An 18,727-nucleotide genomic window follows, 5' to 3' on the forward strand; every position below is an offset into this window, starting at 1 on the left:
TATAGTTAGAATAATAATAACCCCTCCAGTAATGGAGGGGTTTCGTGCTACTATTCACCTTATTAGTACTTTATCATACCATAGTTAGGAGGGTTAACATGTACTTCTTACAAGGACTTATTGTCGGTCTCGCAACATTTGCCCCTGTTGGCATGCAAAACCTCTTTATTATTAATACAGCGTTAGTACAACCCATACGCCGTATTATATTGACTCTTATCATACTAGCTCTCTTTGATATGAGTCTCAGCACAGCTGCTTTCTTTGGTATTGGGGCTATTCTTGAAATATGGCCTATTACCAAGCTAATTGTACTTCTCTTTGGAGGCCTACTGATTGTGTACATGGGATTTAATATCTTTAGGACCGACCCTGATATGCACAATGTAAATACAAATATTCCAATTCGTAAAATCATTGTATCTGCTATTGCTGTATCTTGGGGAAATCCGCAAGCAGTCCTCGATGCTACTATGATGCTAGGTGCTTTTCAAGCTAATATTCCTAAGGAGAGCATATATTATTTCTTTATTGGGTTTCTTGCAATGACACCAATATGGTTTGGAGCCTTAGCCGCTACTATGCATTTACTAGCTAAAAAAATCAAAATTACCCATATGGCTTGGATTAACCGCTTTTGTGGTGCAGTGCTTGTCATTTATGGTATCAAATTATTCATCGATGGTATGAAGATGTTAAAGGATGTATTATATTAGAACTCTGCTAAAACTTGTTTAAACAGATCTCTAAAAGCCTCTACATAGGTATTACTTTGATTTCGTTGCGATACAAAATAATAGTTACGCTCCATAGATTTCCCATGATTTGTCAGTACTTTCCGTTCAATGCCAGGCATAGAATCAGTTAAATATTTAAAACGGTCTAATAATAACAACCCTTGCTGGCCTGCCACCAAATAGCGAGCCTCTTCTAATGTACGAGCATAAGCAAAGGCACCAGCATAACCAACAGCCTTACGATAATGTTCTTCCTCTGCCAAAGTATATTTACCACGACATACTAAAATGAGAGGTAAATCATCAATAGTTTTAATTTCAACACTACCTTCAGTTGTATAGCCTTGAGGCACTTCTATAACTGTAGTGGCCTTATCAATCAAATGGCTTTCATAGTCCTCAGATAAAACCTGCCACTGATCATTAAAAATCACATCCACTCTGTGATCCTCTAACATGCCATACAATTCTTCATGGCTACCACTATACATACGAATATCTAGGTTTTTATATCGTTTCGCCATACGAATAACAGTCTGCTGCATAACCATTCCACTATAACGATTTAAATAACCAATGCGTAAACTGACACGTGCATCTGTACCAATGCGAGTTGTTTCTACCTTAATATCGTGAAAACGTTCTAATAACTTTTTCCCAGACCGATATAGATATTGTCCGGCTGGTGTTAAGTAAAAGCTTCGCTTTTCCCTTACCATTAGCTCTACACCAAGACTCGTTTCAAGAGCTTTGATTTGTTGTGAAATAGCAGATTGAGACACATATTGTTCAGTCGCAGCTTGAGTAAAACTATTATTATCTACTACACATACAAAATACTCTAATTGTTTTAATAACATAATGGTACACTCTCATCTCTCTATAGTTAGTAGTCCTACTCCACTAATCTACTTCACAACATATACCAACCCCTCTCATTGGCATTTCCTACACACAATATTTACAATTATTACTTTTTTTAGTAAAAATAAAGTCTCTATGATGATCTACTTTCACGAGATATAACTAAATTCCGATATATAAACCAGGAAGCAACAAAGAATATAGCTGCTGTAGACCAAAATACAGTACCGTACCCAAAGGCACGCGCAATACCACCACTAATAACAGGTCCTAATACATTTCCCATCATAGCTACACTGGATATAGCCCCAAAAACAATACCTCGACGTTCAATCGGAACTGCCTTAGATATCAATGTATTTGCTATTGGCGTAATAAATCCCATAAAGAAACCTGCCATAGCACGAAATATACCAAGCCCCCATATACTAGGCATCATGTATTGCAAAATAAATAAAGATCCTACCGCCCAAGTAGCAGTAAAAATAATACGAGGCATAGTCAATCGTTGCGTTACTTTACCAATTGAGATTGATGCTAAAGCACTAAACAAGCCGGCGCCAAAAATAATAACACCAACAATGGTTGCAACAAATTCATCACCTACAGCCATATAGTTTTTAATATATAATGGCAAAATCGGCCCAATACCGGTAATACCAAAATTACATAAAAACTGCATCGCCACTAATAGACGAACTCGGGGTATCATTAAAAATGATTTAATCAAAGAAATCTGGGATTCTTGAGCATCAACTTTATGTTTAAATTGTAGATTAGGCATTAAAAAATAAATCCCTAACAAACAAATACCAGTCAAACCGGAAAATACAAAAAATGGCGCTCTATAGCCTAATAGATCCGCTGCTAATCCCCCCATGAGAGGACCAAAGACAAGCCCCATAACCATAGAAGCTTGGTACAACCCCATTGCCCATGGTACTTTTTCTTCAGGTGTTATAAGCACAATAATAGCTAATCCAATGGGTACATAGCCACCTACTACACCTTGTAAAATTCTTAAAACTAATAGCTGTGTAGGAGTTTGAGTAAATGCACAAGCCCCCACTGTAACCATTAAAGTAAACAAAATAAACATCATTACCTTACGTGGACCAAGTTGATTTGCCTTACGTGACCAATACGGTGCACTGAGTGCTACCATACACGGAGTAACTCCAGCTACAATACCTGCCCACATAGCAGCTTCGCCAGGATTACGTAGGCCTAGCTCTACGAGGAATAACGGAAGGAATGATAATACCCCTATAATTGTTATGCCCCCACCAATTTGTATAATACAAATCAGATAGATAATTCGTTTCCAAGAAGAATCCATAATGACCTTCTTTCTTTGCTTTATATAGTCTGTATATTGCAATACAATTACACATTAAACTAATACTATATAAGCTTATGAATTTTAAGGATACACAGTATAATAACCATATATAAACCATTAGATAAATTATGTAATAGTATATACTAGAATGAATTATTAGCATATACTTACACAAAACTATAGAATATATACTAATAATATTATTGTATCGTAAACAATGAAAAAAGACCATCTCTATGCATCTAAAGTATAGAGATGGTCTTCTTATGTCTATGATTATACGACTTTTATAATAACAAAAAGAATATATACAACATATTATTTTTGCTTGAACATCCAATAGATGTAGTAAATAACAAGTGCATATGTTAATACGTCAAAAACAACAATGAATGGCATCATTTTGGACAAACGGCCAAAGCCATGAACATGAATATTTGCTGCAATGATAGCAATAAGGTTCAAACGATGAATCCAGATTGCTTTTTTACAAGATACAGATTCTGCCATATTCCCTACCCAAGGCGTTAAGTACAATACGGCAAAGATAAGAGCAATAAACATGGCTCCAAGGGAGATATAACCGCCCCAGAATCCTAAGAAGGACTTCAATGCTTTCAAGAAGTATACATACCAATGTGCACATACAAGAACAACACTAACGATACCTACGATGCGATGAACTTCAAACATTTCTTTTGGATTATATCGTTTGATAAACCATTTTGGTCTTGTTGCAATATATGTTAATACAAGCCATGCAACATAAGGAATAAGACCTAAGTGAACCTTCCAGTTACCAAATGATTTACCTCCTGTTACATAACCATATTCTACCATTCCCATAAATATTAGGGATAAAACCGCAATCCATATTAAAATATGGTATTTACTCTTAAACTGTTTTTTTACTACTTCTGCCATAATAAACCTCACTATTTCTTATACAAACTACCAGTATATATCTAGTTGGCCTAATGTAGCATGCTAATACAATACTCTCACCTTATAGCATTCTACTTAGAACTAATTATATTAACATCCAAGTCAATGTTTTCAAATTAGAATTTGAAGTTAAGATCTGCACGATAGAAGTCATTTACACGGTTACCATCTTGTGTTTTAGCATTAAAACCATAGTATGCATTAATACCAATATTTTTCTCTGGCGCATAGGATGCACCTAATTCCCAAGCTTTATAACCTTCAAAACGCGTTGTTTTTTGTAAATCATTAGATTCATATTTTTGTGTTTTGAAGATCGGTGCATTTTTAGCTTGATCGTAGTAATCTAAACTTACTTCCCAGGAGTTCTTTTTATCAATTTTGTAGTTGCCCCATTTAGCACCTACATTCCAAACATCAGAATCACTTAAGCCAGATGCTTTTACCCATTCACCATGAACACCTAGTTTACCTACATTGTATTTTGCATTAAAACCATATACATTATCAAAGTCATTATTTTTCAAGCCATTCCCCATACGTACATTCGCCGTACCAATATGAGCAAGCATACCACCAAAACTAAAGTGTTCATTTACAGCTACATTAGCATTCACGATACCCACATCGCCATTATTTTCTTTAGAAAGCTTCGCAAAACGGCCAGCAGTCATGTAACCATATCCACCATTTAATGTCACTTTTTTGCCAAGTTTAGCTGTAGCGCCGACACCATCAAAGTTAGAGCTATAAATCAAGCCACCACCAAACTTTTGAGTATAACGACCAGCATCAACGACTACATTTTTACCAAATTTGTGCTCTACATATGCCAAATCCCAGTTAGCTTGAGCTTCTTTAGAGCTATCACCTAGTTCAATAGAGCCTGTTGTAATACGCGCTTTTACAGATGTATTTTTATTAACCTTTGCATCAAGGCCTAAACGCACGCGGGCTGTGATTTTATCCTCATAATCATAACCATCGATTCCCTCTTTGCCGATATAATTAATACGAGCGTCACCAGTAACTTTAACATTGCCTACACGATCTTCTAATTTAGCTACACGTACACCAAGTGAATGCAACTCATTGGAGAACTCATCTGCCAAGCGATTCAACATAGCTTGTTGTTCTGCATTAGCACGATCTTGATTAGCCATGCCTTTCGCAATCATTTGAGCCATTTCGTAACGAGTAATGTTATTTTGTCCTTTAAAAGTACCATCCGGATAACCATTGATAATACCAGCTGTAGCCAATTGATCTACCGCTTGGTATGCCCAGCTATCGGACGGAACATCAGAAAATGGGTTAACAGCAAAAGCTGTAGTCACACTCATTACAGCTGCTACTGCAAAAACACTAGTCATTTTACGTTTAATCATAATAAACCTCACACACGAATAATAACAAAAAATAAAATGAATAGATAATGAATATATGACTCTAATTATCATTATCATATCTAATATCAAAATAATATCAATTTTCATTATATGAGTAAATAGAGAATGTATATCAATCTCACAATCATTTATGCGTCAAACTGATAATATAGAATATATTATTTCCTAAAGAATAAAAATATAACTAAAAAATCCCTTCTGCACTATACAGAAGGGATTTTATAAATTCATATTATTTCTTTTTAAACATCAAATAGATGCAGTAAATCACAAGACCATATGTAACGATATCAAAGACTTGAAGGAATGGTACCATTTTGGAAATTCGTGTAAAGCCATGAATATGTATATCTGCAGCAACTAATGCGACAAGATTTAAGCGGTGAAGCCAAATACCTGTTATTCGACCAGATGCAGTTACCTTTCTCAACTTTGGTGTTAAGAATGCAAGGCCAGAAATAGTGGCAATACTAAAAGAAGTAAGAGCTACATAACCACCCCACCAACCAAGGATTGATTTAGCAGCTTTACCAAAATAGAGGTATAAATGGAATGCAATAACAGCCATAGTTGATATACCTAATGCACGATGTACCTTATACATATCATCTAAATTATAGCGGCTTGTAAACCATTTAGGGCGAGTCGCTAAATAGGTCATAACAATCCATATACACCATGGCACAAGGCCTGTATAGACCTTGTAGTTACCAAAAGCACGACCGCCTGCAATGTAACCCCACTCTAATAAACCAATCATAATTAAAGAAAAGACAGCAATCCATATAAAGATATGGTAAATACTTTTTTGCTGTTTTGTTGTAACTTGATCCATCATATACCTCTCGAAAACAACATTTAAAAATTAATCTATACGATATAGTTTATCATTTAAATCGAATTTTGTAGATTACTTATATTCGATAGATGGTATTTATTATAAGAATAATTCTAAATTAAAAGCCCCTTGCAGTAGTGAGCATAAGCTTTCACCAATACAAGGGGCTAAGGATTAATTTGTCATATCATGAAGGGCATACAAATCAATCATCATCCTAATTATTTTTCGTCTCGTTTACGATATACGATAAACGGACGTGTTAAGTAGTTGAGTGGAACACTCAAGCAGTGTACCAAACGGCTGAATGGGAAGATAATAGCTACTACCATCCACGCTAACATATGGAATTTAAACATGAATGGTACGCCTTCCATCAAGGATGGATCAGGCATAAAGGATAGTAAGCTACGGAACCAAGGGCCAATAGATACGCGGTAATCAAAGAAACCAGATGCATTAAGCAATGTACCAGCCATACCGCTGAAAATAGCTAATGTTAAGAACAAATATAACCATTTATCAAGACCAGATGTGTTAACTTTCATAGCAGGCACAGTAAAGCGGCGTTTCATCAAGAGCAAGAAGCCTACGATGAAGATAATGCCAGCTACAGCACCCATGTATAACGCACCATCATGGTACATATGGTCATTAATACCGATTGCAGCAGTCCAAGTTTTAGGGATTAACACACCTACTATGTGACCACCGATAACGCAAAGCAAGCCAAAGTGGAATAATGGATTAGCAATGCGCAATTGTTTTTTCTCTAAAAATTCACTCGATTTTGTAGTCCAGTTTCTTTCAAAGTAGAAGAAACGAACCAAAGTACCTACGATTAAGAAGGTGAAAGCGATGTAAGGCAATGCGCCCCAAAGGAATAGATTCATCGTGCACCGTCCTCCAATCCATTTGCAACAGACAAGATAATATCAAACAAGAATGCATAAGGCAATTTAGCCTCAATGAAGCGTTCTCTAATGTATTCCAATTTTGGCTTACAATAGTCGTAAATTTCTTTTGCTTTTTCATCACTGATAACGGCACATAATTCAAGAAGTGCTGGAATATAGTCTGGCATTTCTTTTGGCAAATCATAGTCGTTTTCCAGGAAGAAAGCTTTAAATTTAACGAGTTCTTCCGCTTGTTCCCCAGTACCTTGTAATTCATAGGTCGACAAATACATAGTTGTATTTTGACTAAAATCAAAGGTACGAACATATTGGTCTTCAAATTCTTTTTTATTAGATTCCTCTACATAGTCGAAGAATTCTAATAAACCTTGACGAAGTTGAGGATGCCCAACGGATTGGGCGTCCTCTCTCCATTCAGGTAATTCGTTATACCATTGTTCATCAGGATAGCGTAGAAGAAATGACGCAATAAGAGCGATTTTCTGAGCATCCTTCATTATTGACATCCCCCTGTAGGGCAAGCAAAACCGCGATTTTGTTGCATTTCTAGGCGACCTTCGCGAGATACTTTTACATCAGATGGAATAACAAAGCGATCATTGTATTTGGACAATGCCAACAATTTGTACATACCGTACATTTGATCCTCTGTTAACTCCACATTGTGATCGATAGGACCGTCACCTGTTTCACGACGACGCATGTATTCACGCATGTCGAGAACACGTTGCAATGTACGAGCTAAAATTTCTGTATTACCTGCTGTAAACAAGTTAGCAAGGTATTGTACAGGTACGCGCATTTCATGCGCATCTGGCAAGTATACATCAGATGTTACACGTTGCAAGATTGGGCTGAGTGGTGGCACATACCAAACCATTGGCAATGTACGGTACTCTGGATGCAATGGCAATGCCACGCCCCATTCTTTAACAAGTTTGTATACAGGAGATTTTTGAGCTGCTTTAATCCATGCTTCGGAGATGCCTTCAGCACGAGCCGCTTTGATAACCTCTGGATCATGAGGATCCAAAATCAAATCTAATGTATTTTCGTAAATATCTTGTTCATTTTTTGTAGCTGCCATAGCTTCTACTTTGTCCATATCGTAGAATACAACGCCAACATAGCGCATACGACCTACACAAGTTTCAGCACAGATTTGAGGCAAGCCATTTTCTAAGCGTGGGTAACAGAATACGCATTTTTCAGCTTTATTAGTTTCCCAGTTATAGAAGATTTTTTTGTATGGACATGATGGAACACAATGTCTCCAACCGCGGCATACATCTTGAGATACGAGAACTACACCATCTTCGTCGCGTTTATAAATCGCGCCGGATGGACATGCAGCTACACATGCAGGGTTCAAGCAGTGGTTACAAAGACGTGGCAAGTAGCGCATGAATACTTCTTCGTAATCAAATACGATATCTTGACCCATCTTAGTCAAGTTCACATCAGAGCGAGCATGTTGACCGCCAGCCAAATCGTCATCCCAGTTAGGGCCCCAAGTAACTTCCATTTTTTGTTTCGTTACAAGAGAACGAGGACGTGCAACTGGTTGGTTATTTTTACGACCACCATGAATCAATGTTTCATAGTCGTAAGTCCAAGGTTCAAAATAATCCTTCAACTCTGGTTGTTCAGGATGGAAGAATAATTTCATCAAACGATTTGTTTTAGACCCTGTAGAAAGAGCTAATTTACCGGAGTTATCTAGCGTCCAGCCGCCCTTCCATTTTTCTTGGTCTTCCCAATTACGTGGATAGCCTACACCTGGGCGAGTTTCCACGTTATTAAAGTACATATATTCCGCGCCTTCGCGGTTCGTCCATGTATTTTTACAAGTGATAGAGCATGTGTGACAACCCAAACACTTATCCAAATTTAGGACCATAGATACTTGAGCCTTAATCTTCAAGCCAATCTACCTCCTTCATTTTACGAGCCACAATTGTCATATCACGTTGGTTACCAGTTGGGCCATAGTAGTTAAAGCCATAGCTCAATTGACCATAACCGCCAATCATGTGTGTCGGTTTCATGTGAATATGAGTTGGTGCATTGTGTGTACCACCGCGACGGTCTTTCTTAACTTGCGTACCAGGAACGTTGATGTGACGATCTTGAGAGTGATGCATATAGGAAATGCCACGAGGAATACGTGGAGATACAACTGCACGAGCTGCAACTACACCATTTTTATTGAAAGCTTCTACCCAGTCATTATCTTTAACGCCGATTTCTGCTGCATCATCTTCGTTGAGCCAAATAGTTTGACCACCACGGAACAATGTCAACATTTGTTGGCTATCGAAATACATACTGTGTGTAGACCACTTATTATGTGGTGTTAAGTATTTCAATGTAATTTCTGGAATACCTTCTTGTTTGTAGTCACCTTGTACTGGTTTATAGGACAATACAGGTTTATACAACGCCATAGCTTCACCGTAATCACGCATCATTTCATGATCACAATAGAAAGATTGACGACCTGTTACGGTACGGAATGGTACTTTATCCTCTGTAGATGTTGTGAATGGAGAATAACGACGGTTTTTATCGTTCTTACCAGTACTTGTTACAGAACTAATGATAAAGCGTGGTTGGCGAACCATGTCATCAAAGGTAATTTTTTCTTGTTCACGACCTTTTGCGTTCTTTTCAAGACCAGAAAGACCAGTTTTTTCTTCCATTGCCTTCCAAGAACGAACAGCCAATTTACCATTTGTACAAGAAGACAATGTCAATACAGCATTACAAGCTTCTTTACATTCGTAAATACTTGGACGGCCATGAGAAATGAATTCTGGATTATCGATTGTACCATTTTGTGCGTACAATGTTTGATATTCATCAGATACATCCCAAGCCAAACCATGAGCACCCATTTTGTTTTCGATATTAGGTCCCAAAGCAATGAATTTTTCAAAGATTTGGCTATAGTCGCGTTTTACATGAACGAGGTTAGGCATTGTTTTACCTGGAATTGGTTCACATTCACCTTTGCTCCAGTCGAGAACCTTACCTTCTGGTTGAGCCACTTCACCTGGGCTGTCATGACCAAGAGGCAATGCTACGATATCTTCGTATTCTGTGAAACCAGACTCTTTTGCTACGCGAGATACTGTTTCTGCAAGGGTACGGAATGTATCCCAGTCAGATTTAGTTTCCCATGCGCAATCAACAGCTGCTTGGAATACGTGTACATATGGATGCATATCTGTAGAAGACAAGTCTTCTTTTTCATACCATGTAGCTGCAGGGAACACAATATCAGAGTACAAGCCTGTAGAAGCCATACGGAAGTCGATGTCGATTAAGAGATCGAGTTTACCTGCTCCATCTGCTTCACGCCATTTAATTTCTTCCGGACGTGTAGGTGCATCGTCATCTTCTAATACTGCATTTTTAGTACCTAATAAATGCTTCAAGAAGTATTCGTGGCCTTTAGAGGAGGAACCGATAAGGTTCGCACGCCATACAAATAAGTTGCGTGGATGGTTTTCTTTAGCCGCAGGATCTTCTACGCAGAATTGTAATTCTTTGTTTTTCAACGCTTGCGCCACATATTGGTTAATTTCTGCTTCTGTACCAGCACCAGCTGCACGAGCATCATTAATCAAGTCTTGGCTACCTTTATTGAAAGTAGGATAGGATGGCAACCAACCTAAACGAGCTGCTAATACGTTATAATCGCCAGGGTGACGATAACGAGGCTTAGCTAATTTAGATACGCGGTCTGCCAAGTCGATGCAATCAGAACGATATTGTTCTGTAGCAAAGTAGAACCAAGATGTACCATTTTGTAAACGAGGAGCTTTACTCCAGTCGTTAGCTGTCATGATACCGCCCCAGCCTTCAACAGGACGAAGTTTTTCTTGACCTACGTAGTGAGCCCAGCCGCCACCGTTAACACCTTCTGTACCGCAGAACATGATAAGGTTCAAGATGGTACGGTAAATCACGTCAGCATGGTACCAGTGGTTGATACCACCGCCCATGATAATCATGGAACGACCTTTAGTTTTTTCTGCATTATCTGCAAATTCACGAGCTGTAGCAATAGCGATATCTGCTTTCACGCCAGTAATTTTTTCTTGCCATGTAGGTGTGTAAGGAGTGTCATCTGTATAAGATGTTGCCACTTCACCACCGATACCACGGTCGATACCATAGTTAGCAAGAATAAGGTCATATACAGTAGTTACTTTTACAGGACCATCTACAGTTTGAACTGTAATTGTAGGAATGGCACGTTCAATTACGCCTTCGTGCTCTTCATCGCCAAAGTATGGCAACTTAACAACAGTCACATCTTCACGTTGATCAAACACGGATAAGCGAGGATCGATTTTAGCCCCTGTATCGCGGTTTTCAAGGCGTAAATTCCATTTTTGTGGATTTGTGTGACGTTCGCCCATTGTACCATTAGGAATAACGATTTCATTTGTTGTTTCATCGATCAATACCATTTGGAAGTCAGCGCCTTCTTCTTGGCGACCTAAGTCCTTAGCATTCAAGAAACGACCAGGTTGAACTGTACCGTTGATGTCTTCAACGCGTACAAGGAATGGCATATCTGTGAACTCTTTTGCATACTCTTTGAAGTATGGAGTTTCTTTATCGATGTAGTATTCTTTTAAGATTACGTGGCCCATTGCCATAGCAAGAGCCGCATCAGTACCGGCTTTTACATTGAGCCAAGCATCGGAAGAAGTTGTAGATTCCGCATAGTCAGGGGATACGGATACTACTTTAGTACCTTTGTAACGAACCTCTGTTAAGAAGTGAGCATCTGGCGTACGAGTCAATGGTACGTTAGAACCCCAAGTCATGATATACCCAGCATTGTACCAGTCACCAGATTCAGGTGTATCAGTTTGTTCACCCCAAACTTGAGGGCTAGAAGGTGGTAAATCGGCATACCAGTCATAGAAGGACAATGGTGTACCACCCATTAAGTTAAGGAAACGAGCACCTGCTGCATAGGACAACATGGACATCGCTGGAATTACAGAGAAGCCCGCATTGCGGTCAGGGCCGTATGTTTTTGCTGTATATAATAAGGATGCGGCAGTAATTTCTGTTGCTTCATCCCATGTGGAGCGCACAAAGCCACCCATACCACGGGCAGATTTGTATTTTTTCGCTTTTTCAGGATCTTCTACGATAGATTTCCAAGCTTCGATTGGGTTCTTAGCATGCTTTTTAGCTTCTCTCCAAAGCTCAGCCAATTCGCCGCGCACATATGGATATTTTACGCGCAATGGGCTATAGAGATACCAAGAGAATGTTGCACCACGAGGGCACCCACGTGGTTCGTAATCCGGCATATCATCTGGTGTTTCAGGATAATCAGTAGCCTGATTTTCCCACGCTACAACACCATTCTTAACGTAGATATTCCAGCTACAAGAACCAGTACAGTTTACGCCATGCGTTGTGCGGACAACTTTATCGTAAGACCAACGGTCACGATAAAAATTTTCCCACTCGCGACCGCCATCTTCAGTTATTTGATGGCCGCTTGGAGATACGTTCTTCTTGCGAAGAAACTTAAACTTTTGAGACAACAAGCTCATCTCATGTCCTCCTTCAAAACTACAAAAAAATCCCTTGTGTTAACTGAGCTAACACAAGGGAGAAAATCCTCTTATTCGATATTACTAATATTAGGGTCTATATTATCGACCTCTAAATCAAGCAATCCGATTAAAGCGTCAAAATCACAGATTACTAGATGATGTTTGTCATAGGCTACATAGCCCAACTTACGCAACTCACTTAACATGCGATTTAAACTTTCTCTTGATGTGGCAGCAAATTCAGCCAACTCTTGATTTGTTAGGGCGATATCGATAAAGATACCATCCTCGCGCTCTACACCATAACTATTGGCTAAGCGCAACAAGGTAGAATAAAATGCTCCCTTCTTGCCATATAGTAGCAAGTCTCGGTATTTTGCCTGTTGACGTCGCATATGTAATGTGTAGATTTTCATCATCGCAATAGCCAATGAATGATCTTTTGCAATAGCTGGCTCTAACACATCATAACGAACGGAATAAACAGCGCAATCCTCCCGAGCAATGGCGTTGAACACATATGTTCTTGTGTTCTCCTCATACAACGGAACCTCACCAATCACATTATTCGGTCCTACTAGACGAAGTGCAAATATATGCCCGCTAGCTTCAAACTTCTTAATGCTCATTCTGCCTTTTACGACTACGTAAAAGTGTTCTGCCTTGTCCCCCTCGTGGAAGAGAAAATCACCTTTTTTAAGATGGAGTTCCTCACCTGGCAAAGCAAGCAATTGGTTAATTAAATTTTTATCCATACCCTCACCACTCCATTGTACTTTTAAATAAATTCCATTAGTTATACTAATCCATTTATAGTAAAAGTACATGTATTATATACTTTTTTGTATATATAAGATTATTATAACTTATTAATTTCAGAATATGTGTGTTTTACGTCACATTCACAAAAATTTTTACACTATATAATATATTTGTGATATAAGACATTGAAAATTTACTCGATACAATAATTATAACGCAGTTCCATAAATAAATTGAGTATTTTCTATAAACTCCATATAATGGATTTAATATTTATATAGATGGGACCCAAATTGTATCTATTATGTCTTCATTGCATGTATAGTTTTTCAGTAAGGAGAAGTTCAAAATGAGCGAACTAAAAATGCCTCAAGTAGGGGCAAGCCGTAGCGAAATTGTGGCTAATTGGCAACCAGAAAATCCGGAGTTTTGGGAGAAGTTTGGTAAAAAAATTGCTAAACAAAATTTGGTTATATCCACAATCGCATTAACCCTTTCATTCTGTGTATGGTACTTGTGGGCAACCATTGCAGCGCAACTCAACGGCGCAGGCTTTAATTTCACAACCGATCAATTATTTACATTAGCCGCATTACCAGGTCTTGTAGGTGCTACATTACGTTTTGTATATACCTACATGCCAGCCTTAATCGGTGGTAAAAACTGGACATTTATTTCCACACTTATTCTATTAGTTCCTGTTGTATGGCTCGGCTTTGCCGTTCAAGATACAACAACTTCTTATACGACATTCATGATCTTAACTGCCCTCATCGGTTTAGCGGGTGGCAACTTCTCGTCCTCCATGGCGTACATTGGCAACTTCTTCCCTAAATCCGAAAAAGGTACTGCTCTTGGTATCAACGGCGGTGTTGGTAACCTTGGTATTTCTGTAATCTACTTCTTGGCTCCATTCGCTATGGGTTCTGCTGCATTAGGTAGCGTATTTGGTGTAACACCAGCTATCATCAAAGGTAACGCAGTATACCTTGCCAATGCGGCTTTCATGTGGATTGTACCACTTGTTGTTATCCTTGCACTTATGACACGTTTCATGGATAACTTACCACTAGAAAAACCAAATCCTAAAAATCTTGTACAAATCTTTGGGAACAAACACACTTGGGCACTTACATTGCTATACACTTGTTCCTTCGGTGCTTTCTCTGGTTATGCGGCAGCACTTGGCTTATTAGTAGGTAAAGAATTCCCTGAAGTTCCATTTGCGTCTATCGCATTTGTTGGTCCTCTTGTATCAGGTGCCCTTCGTCCTGTAGGCGGTTGGTTAGCAGATAAAATCAATAGCGGTACAAAAGTTACCTTTGTAAGCCTTCTCGGTCTATGTGCAACAACAGCGCTAATTGCAGTTGGCGTAGATATGCACAACTTCCCATTCTTCTTTGCTATGTCCGTGTTGACCTTCGTAAGCTGTGGTTTCGCAACAGGTGCAACATTCCGTATGATTCCACACGTATTTGGCAATCCGCTATTATCCTCTTTAATCACTGGCTTCGCAGCTGCCGTAGCTGCATACGGTGCCTTTATTACACCTAAAATCTTCGGCTTTGTATATTCCACATTTGGTAATATCCATCCAGCCTTTGCTGTATTATTAGCCTTCAACATCGTAACTGTAGCAGTATGCTACTGGTTCTATGTGCGTAAAAGCGCAAATATGAACGTATAGGATGTAACAGAAACTATAATTTACAACCCAATAAGGTAATAAAAGACTCCCTCAACAATCCTCCATGCGATTTGGTTCTGCGGCCATAGGCCTTGAACCCGCAAGTCGGATTTTATGAGGGAGTTCTTTTATTAAAAATTAGACGTGTATTAGCATTTTAGGGAATGTAAATTATAGTTTCTGTTATCTGAGCACGCAGGGAGAACCTCGTAAGTCGGATCGATGCGGGGTTTTCTTTTATTATCCAAAGATTTCTTCTAGTAGTGCATCATCGATGATGGTACCAACGTAGAAGTCGCTAAAGATGCCGTATTTTGCACTGGCTACTTCAAAGCGCATATCGTATACGATTTTTTTGAATTGAATATCGTCGTTACTGAAGATGGTAATGCCCCATTCCCAGTCATCTAGGCCACATCCACCTGTTGTAAATTCGGATAAAACGTCTAAGTATGTTTTACCAAGTTCACCGTGAGATTTCATCAACATACCGCGTTCTTGAGGTGGTAACATGAACCAGTTATCATCACCTTCACGTTTTTTAGACATATTGTAGAAACAGATATATTTATCGCGAGGCACATGAGGGTACAGTTTTTGGTTAACTTCTTCCGTATCAAGTTTAGCCTTAACGTAAGCACTTACTTCTGTTACAGATGTGTAGGAATAAGTTTGTACCAATACGCTTGCTATTGTTAGTCGGCGGAACTTGCGTTCTACTTGCGCCAGGTATTCAAGGGATGGACCAAGGATCCATAGGATTAAATCCCCTTTCGCACCATTACAATCATAGAATGCGTAGCTACCTTCTTTAGCTTGATGTCTCGCTTCAAGGTCTGCTAAAAATGCTTTTAATTCGTTGCGTGCTTCTGCTTTTTCTTCAGCTGTAAAGCAGTTCCATGCGCTGAAATCCATGGCAAACACCATGTGTTGGCTATGCCAACCTTCTACTGTAGGGATTGCTTTTCCCATCATTATCACTCCTATCTATGGTGATTATATTAAAATAATATATTTCTAATACTATAAGAATCGAAAAGACTCCATATACTATTATAGCATATGGAGTCTTTTCTTATAATTATTTATTAATATTAATTTTCATTACTATCCACAATAGACTGTACTAATTCTTTTGCTTGCTTCACACCATCAGGAATACCAATGCCATCAAATGGTGTACCAATGAGATGTAAATTTGGATAGTGTTTCGCCACATGTGCACGCACTGCTGTAATCCCTGCGCGATGGCCCACATTATATTGGGGCATGCAGTGAATGAGACGATTAATGCGCACCCATTCAGGTTGCTTGGAGAATCCTATAATGCGTTGAATTTCCTTTACTGCTAATTCTGAAAGTTCCTTATCATTGAGATGTTCTACCACATCATTGCCAGGTTTACCGATAAAAACGCGCAGTACAATCTTATCATTTGGCGTTGTTTGAGGCCACTTTTGATTGAGGATTGTACATGCAGTAAGCGGGGTATCTGTATTACGGGTAATTAAAAGTCCAGATCCTTTTAAGTCACCATCAAAGGTAGCTTTATCAAATGCCATAATAGCAATAGCACAGCTAGATTGTTCCATAGATCGCAAGAAATCAAAGCCTTCGTCATCCTTAAACCATTGATTATATGTTGCCGGTGGTGTACAGATAATAACTTGATCCGCATGAGTAGTGACCTCATCGCTAGCAACTCTGATATTAAGGCTTGCGCCTACATCAAAATTTTCACGGCTTATGGATTGAGCATTACAATTACAGCTATCTAAATGCTGTCTTACAATATCTAATACATATTGACCATCAGTATAACGAATATCAGATACTAATGCACTGGTATGAAGTGTTACATTACTAGGCATGGCTTCAACGATGGCAGTAATAACACTTTCAAGACCACCGGTCAATTGACGGAACATACCAGATTGAGCAGCTGTACCCTTCCGACTCGCCATATCTGCTTGAGATTTAGTAGTTTGTTGATGTAGGCTAGACTTTGCTTCATGACTTTCAAATTGACGGTCTGTCATAGTGCCTTTACCAGCACGCGGAACATCACCTTCAGCAATAGCAACTTTAGCCGCTTTAGTAACCCCCGCTTTAGAGTGGCCCATTTTAGCCGCCATCATGCCTTTTACCATGTTTCCATATTTTTGTTCTACTTGAATAAAATGCGGGAATGTAGACAACAAACTAATCTTATAGATATCACCACCATAAATCCCAGCTAAGAGTGGTTCAATAAGCTTATCCATCATTTCTTGTCCCAAATGGTATTTAAAGAAATGACCAATAGATACATCGCCATTTTTATCGAGTTGGAACGGCTTCTTGAAATAATCTAAACCAGCGCGCAATTTTCCAGGCCATGAAATGAGCGTAGCTTTCACGAAGGGCATCATTTCCGTAGGAATACCCATGATAGAGCCACCAGGAATAGGATGAATAGAACCCTTATCATACACAAAAGCTTGTCCTGTTTCATTTGATACAAGGGTATCCCCTAAACCAAGATCATAGATTAGGTCCGTCATTTCCGTTTTCCGACTTAAATAAGAGTCAGGCCCTAGTTCAACTACAAAATCATCAACTCGTTGTGTTTGTATTTTCCCACCAAATCGTGGTGCTTGTTCGTAAAGAGTGATGTTCCAGTCCGGCTTTGCATGGCCTAAATAATAAGCCGCTGTCAGTCCTGTTAGGCCACCGCCCACAATTGTTACATTCACGAATGAATCCTTTCTATTATTGCACTCGCCATAGCTTGTAAGAATGTTTCATTGCAATTCGGCATCTGTGCACGCATATATACAGCGCCGCCAGCATCAACGAGTTCTTTACACTCAACATCATTATCGTACAATACCTCGACATGATTGCTAACAAATCCAAATGGCACAAAGGCTATATGTATCGCACCGTTACGTAGAGCGTGATCAATAGCTTCTTCCACTGTAGGACCTAACCATTGACCATGTGGCGCTGCACTCTGCCAAGCCACAGACCACTGTTCTAATCCGCAACACTGGGCGATTTCTTTTGCACTTTCCTCTAAGGCCAAAGTATAGGAATCACCATTGTGGCTATTAATAAGCGGTATACTATGGGCACTAAAGATAACAAATACATCTTTAGTCTTATTAATGCAGTCTAACACTGCTTTCACCCAATATTCCATAAATGATGGTTGATCCCACCAAGAACGAATAAAATCAAATGTTACACCTTCATATTTACCGATCTCTGTTTGCACTTGTTTCTCATAAGCACCGGTCCCCAAAGATGTAAAAAATGGAGCCGTTACGATAGCGATAATATGCTCTACGCCTTGTTCCGCTAATACATCCACCGCATCAGCAATAGATGGTTTCATATGAAGATAGCCAATAGCTGATGGCATAGATGGCAGCAAAGTAAGAAGGGTTTCATATTGACGATCTGCCATTGTTTGTAAGTCCACATTGGACCATTGACCAATTGCATCATAGCGATGTGTAAGATTTGACACTTCCACATCAGTCGGTATACGACCATGACGAATACTTGTCATGTATGGTACTAAATCATCCTTACTTGAAGGACTCCCATAGGATAGAAATAACAATCCTTTTTTCTCAACATTCACT

The 18,727-nt window shown here is 39.0% G+C and carries 15 protein-coding genes; 2 read left to right on the plus strand and 13 right to left on the minus strand.

The features are described from left to right. Positions 1–98: 98 nt before the first annotated feature. Positions 99–716, plus strand: coding sequence for a LysE family transporter (locus tag RWP19_RS00575; RefSeq protein WP_314356042.1), 618 nt, complete (start codon positions 99–101; stop codon positions 714–716). Here RWP19_RS00575 and RWP19_RS00580 read toward each other — a convergent pair. From RWP19_RS00580 to RWP19_RS00625, 10 genes are all read right to left on the minus strand, one after another. Next, on the minus strand, positions 713–1,597 hold the full coding sequence (locus RWP19_RS00580; RefSeq protein WP_314356044.1) for a LysR family transcriptional regulator: 885 nt from the start codon (positions 1,595–1,597) through the stop codon (positions 713–715). The genes RWP19_RS00575 and RWP19_RS00580 overlap by 4 nt on opposite strands. Positions 1,598–1,734: 137 nt before the next feature. After that, positions 1,735–2,940: an MFS transporter gene (locus tag RWP19_RS00585; protein WP_314356046.1), complete on the minus strand. Its 1,206-nt coding sequence runs from the start codon at positions 2,938–2,940 to the stop codon at positions 1,735–1,737. Between the two features lie 321 nt (positions 2,941–3,261). Next, positions 3,262–3,867: a hypothetical protein gene (locus RWP19_RS00590; protein ID WP_314356048.1), complete on the minus strand. Its 606-nt coding sequence runs from the start codon at positions 3,865–3,867 to the stop codon at positions 3,262–3,264. 137 nt (positions 3,868–4,004) lie between these two features. Further along, on the minus strand, positions 4,005–5,276 hold the full coding sequence (locus tag RWP19_RS00595; protein ID WP_314356049.1) for a putative porin: 1,272 nt from the start codon (positions 5,274–5,276) through the stop codon (positions 4,005–4,007). Between the two features lie 253 nt (positions 5,277–5,529). Further along, complete coding sequence (locus tag RWP19_RS00600) at positions 5,530–6,132, minus strand: hypothetical protein (RefSeq protein WP_314356180.1); 603 nt, start codon at positions 6,130–6,132, stop codon at positions 5,530–5,532. 224 nt (positions 6,133–6,356) lie between these two features. Next, positions 6,357–7,028, minus strand: a complete 672-nt coding sequence (gene narI / locus RWP19_RS00605; protein ID WP_314356051.1) for a respiratory nitrate reductase subunit gamma — start codon at positions 7,026–7,028, stop codon at positions 6,357–6,359. Beyond that, entirely contained in the window at positions 7,025–7,549 is a 525-nt protein-coding gene (gene narJ / locus RWP19_RS00610; RefSeq protein ID WP_314356052.1) for a nitrate reductase molybdenum cofactor assembly chaperone, read from the minus strand. The genes narI and narJ overlap by 4 nt, the downstream gene beginning before the upstream one ends. Further along, positions 7,549–8,976, minus strand: coding sequence for a nitrate reductase subunit beta (narH, locus tag RWP19_RS00615; RefSeq protein WP_314356054.1), 1,428 nt, complete (start codon positions 8,974–8,976; stop codon positions 7,549–7,551). Before narH ends, narJ begins: the two co-directional genes overlap by 1 nt. After that, on the minus strand, positions 8,966–12,643 hold the full coding sequence (locus RWP19_RS00620) for a nitrate reductase subunit alpha (protein ID WP_314356055.1): 3,678 nt from the start codon (positions 12,641–12,643) through the stop codon (positions 8,966–8,968). Before RWP19_RS00620 ends, narH begins: the two co-directional genes overlap by 11 nt. A gap of 71 nt (positions 12,644–12,714) precedes the next feature. Beyond that, positions 12,715–13,401: a Crp/Fnr family transcriptional regulator gene (locus RWP19_RS00625; RefSeq protein WP_314356056.1), complete on the minus strand. Its 687-nt coding sequence runs from the start codon at positions 13,399–13,401 to the stop codon at positions 12,715–12,717. 356 nt (positions 13,402–13,757) lie between these two features. Between RWP19_RS00625 and RWP19_RS00630 the strand changes: the two genes are divergently transcribed. Next, positions 13,758–15,095, plus strand: a complete 1,338-nt coding sequence (locus tag RWP19_RS00630; RefSeq protein ID WP_314356057.1) for an MFS transporter — start codon at positions 13,758–13,760, stop codon at positions 15,093–15,095. A gap of 240 nt (positions 15,096–15,335) precedes the next feature. Here the strand turns inward: RWP19_RS00630 and hemQ are convergent, their stop codons facing one another. The 3 genes from hemQ to hemH form a co-directional block, all read right to left on the minus strand. Next, complete coding sequence (gene hemQ, locus RWP19_RS00635; RefSeq protein WP_314356181.1) at positions 15,336–16,067, minus strand: hydrogen peroxide-dependent heme synthase; 732 nt, start codon at positions 16,065–16,067, stop codon at positions 15,336–15,338. Between the two features lie 122 nt (positions 16,068–16,189). Then, entirely contained in the window at positions 16,190–17,830 is a 1,641-nt protein-coding gene (gene hemG / locus RWP19_RS00640) for a protoporphyrinogen oxidase (protein ID WP_314356058.1), read from the minus strand. Then, entirely contained in the window at positions 17,827–18,726 is a 900-nt protein-coding gene (gene hemH, locus RWP19_RS00645; protein ID WP_314356059.1) for a ferrochelatase, read from the minus strand. The genes hemG and hemH overlap by 4 nt, the downstream gene beginning before the upstream one ends. Between the last annotated feature and the right edge of the window lies 1 nt (position 18,727).

Source organism: uncultured Veillonella sp. (genome assembly GCF_963522475.1).
Taxonomy (GTDB): domain Bacteria; phylum Bacillota; class Negativicutes; order Veillonellales; family Veillonellaceae; genus Veillonella.

Bases quoted from the DNA above. Each gene is read 5' to 3' on its own strand.
- RWP19_RS00575 (WP_314356042.1), top strand. From the start codon at position 99: ATGTACTTCTTACAAGGACTTATTGTCGGTCTCGCAACATTTGCCCCT.
- RWP19_RS00580 (WP_314356044.1), bottom strand. From the start codon at position 1,597: ATGTTATTAAAACAATTAGAGTATTTTGTATGTGTAGTAGATAATAAT.
- RWP19_RS00585 (WP_314356046.1), bottom strand. From the start codon at position 2,940: ATGGATTCTTCTTGGAAACGAATTATCTATCTGATTTGTATTATACAA.
- RWP19_RS00590 (WP_314356048.1), bottom strand. From the start codon at position 3,867: ATGGCAGAAGTAGTAAAAAAACAGTTTAAGAGTAAATACCATATTTTA.
- RWP19_RS00595 (WP_314356049.1), bottom strand. From the start codon at position 5,276: ATGATTAAACGTAAAATGACTAGTGTTTTTGCAGTAGCAGCTGTAATG.
- RWP19_RS00600 (WP_314356180.1), bottom strand. From the start codon at position 6,132: ATGGATCAAGTTACAACAAAACAGCAAAAAAGTATTTACCATATCTTT.
- narI (WP_314356051.1), bottom strand. From the start codon at position 7,028: ATGAATCTATTCCTTTGGGGCGCATTGCCTTACATCGCTTTCACCTTC.
- narJ (WP_314356052.1), bottom strand. From the start codon at position 7,549: ATGAAGGATGCTCAGAAAATCGCTCTTATTGCGTCATTTCTTCTACGC.
- RWP19_RS00620 (WP_314356055.1), bottom strand. From the start codon at position 12,643: ATGAGCTTGTTGTCTCAAAAGTTTAAGTTTCTTCGCAAGAAGAACGTA.
- RWP19_RS00625 (WP_314356056.1), bottom strand. From the start codon at position 13,401: ATGGATAAAAATTTAATTAACCAATTGCTTGCTTTGCCAGGTGAGGAA.
- RWP19_RS00630 (WP_314356057.1), top strand. From the start codon at position 13,758: ATGAGCGAACTAAAAATGCCTCAAGTAGGGGCAAGCCGTAGCGAAATT.
- hemQ (WP_314356181.1), bottom strand. From the start codon at position 16,067: ATGGGAAAAGCAATCCCTACAGTAGAAGGTTGGCATAGCCAACACATG.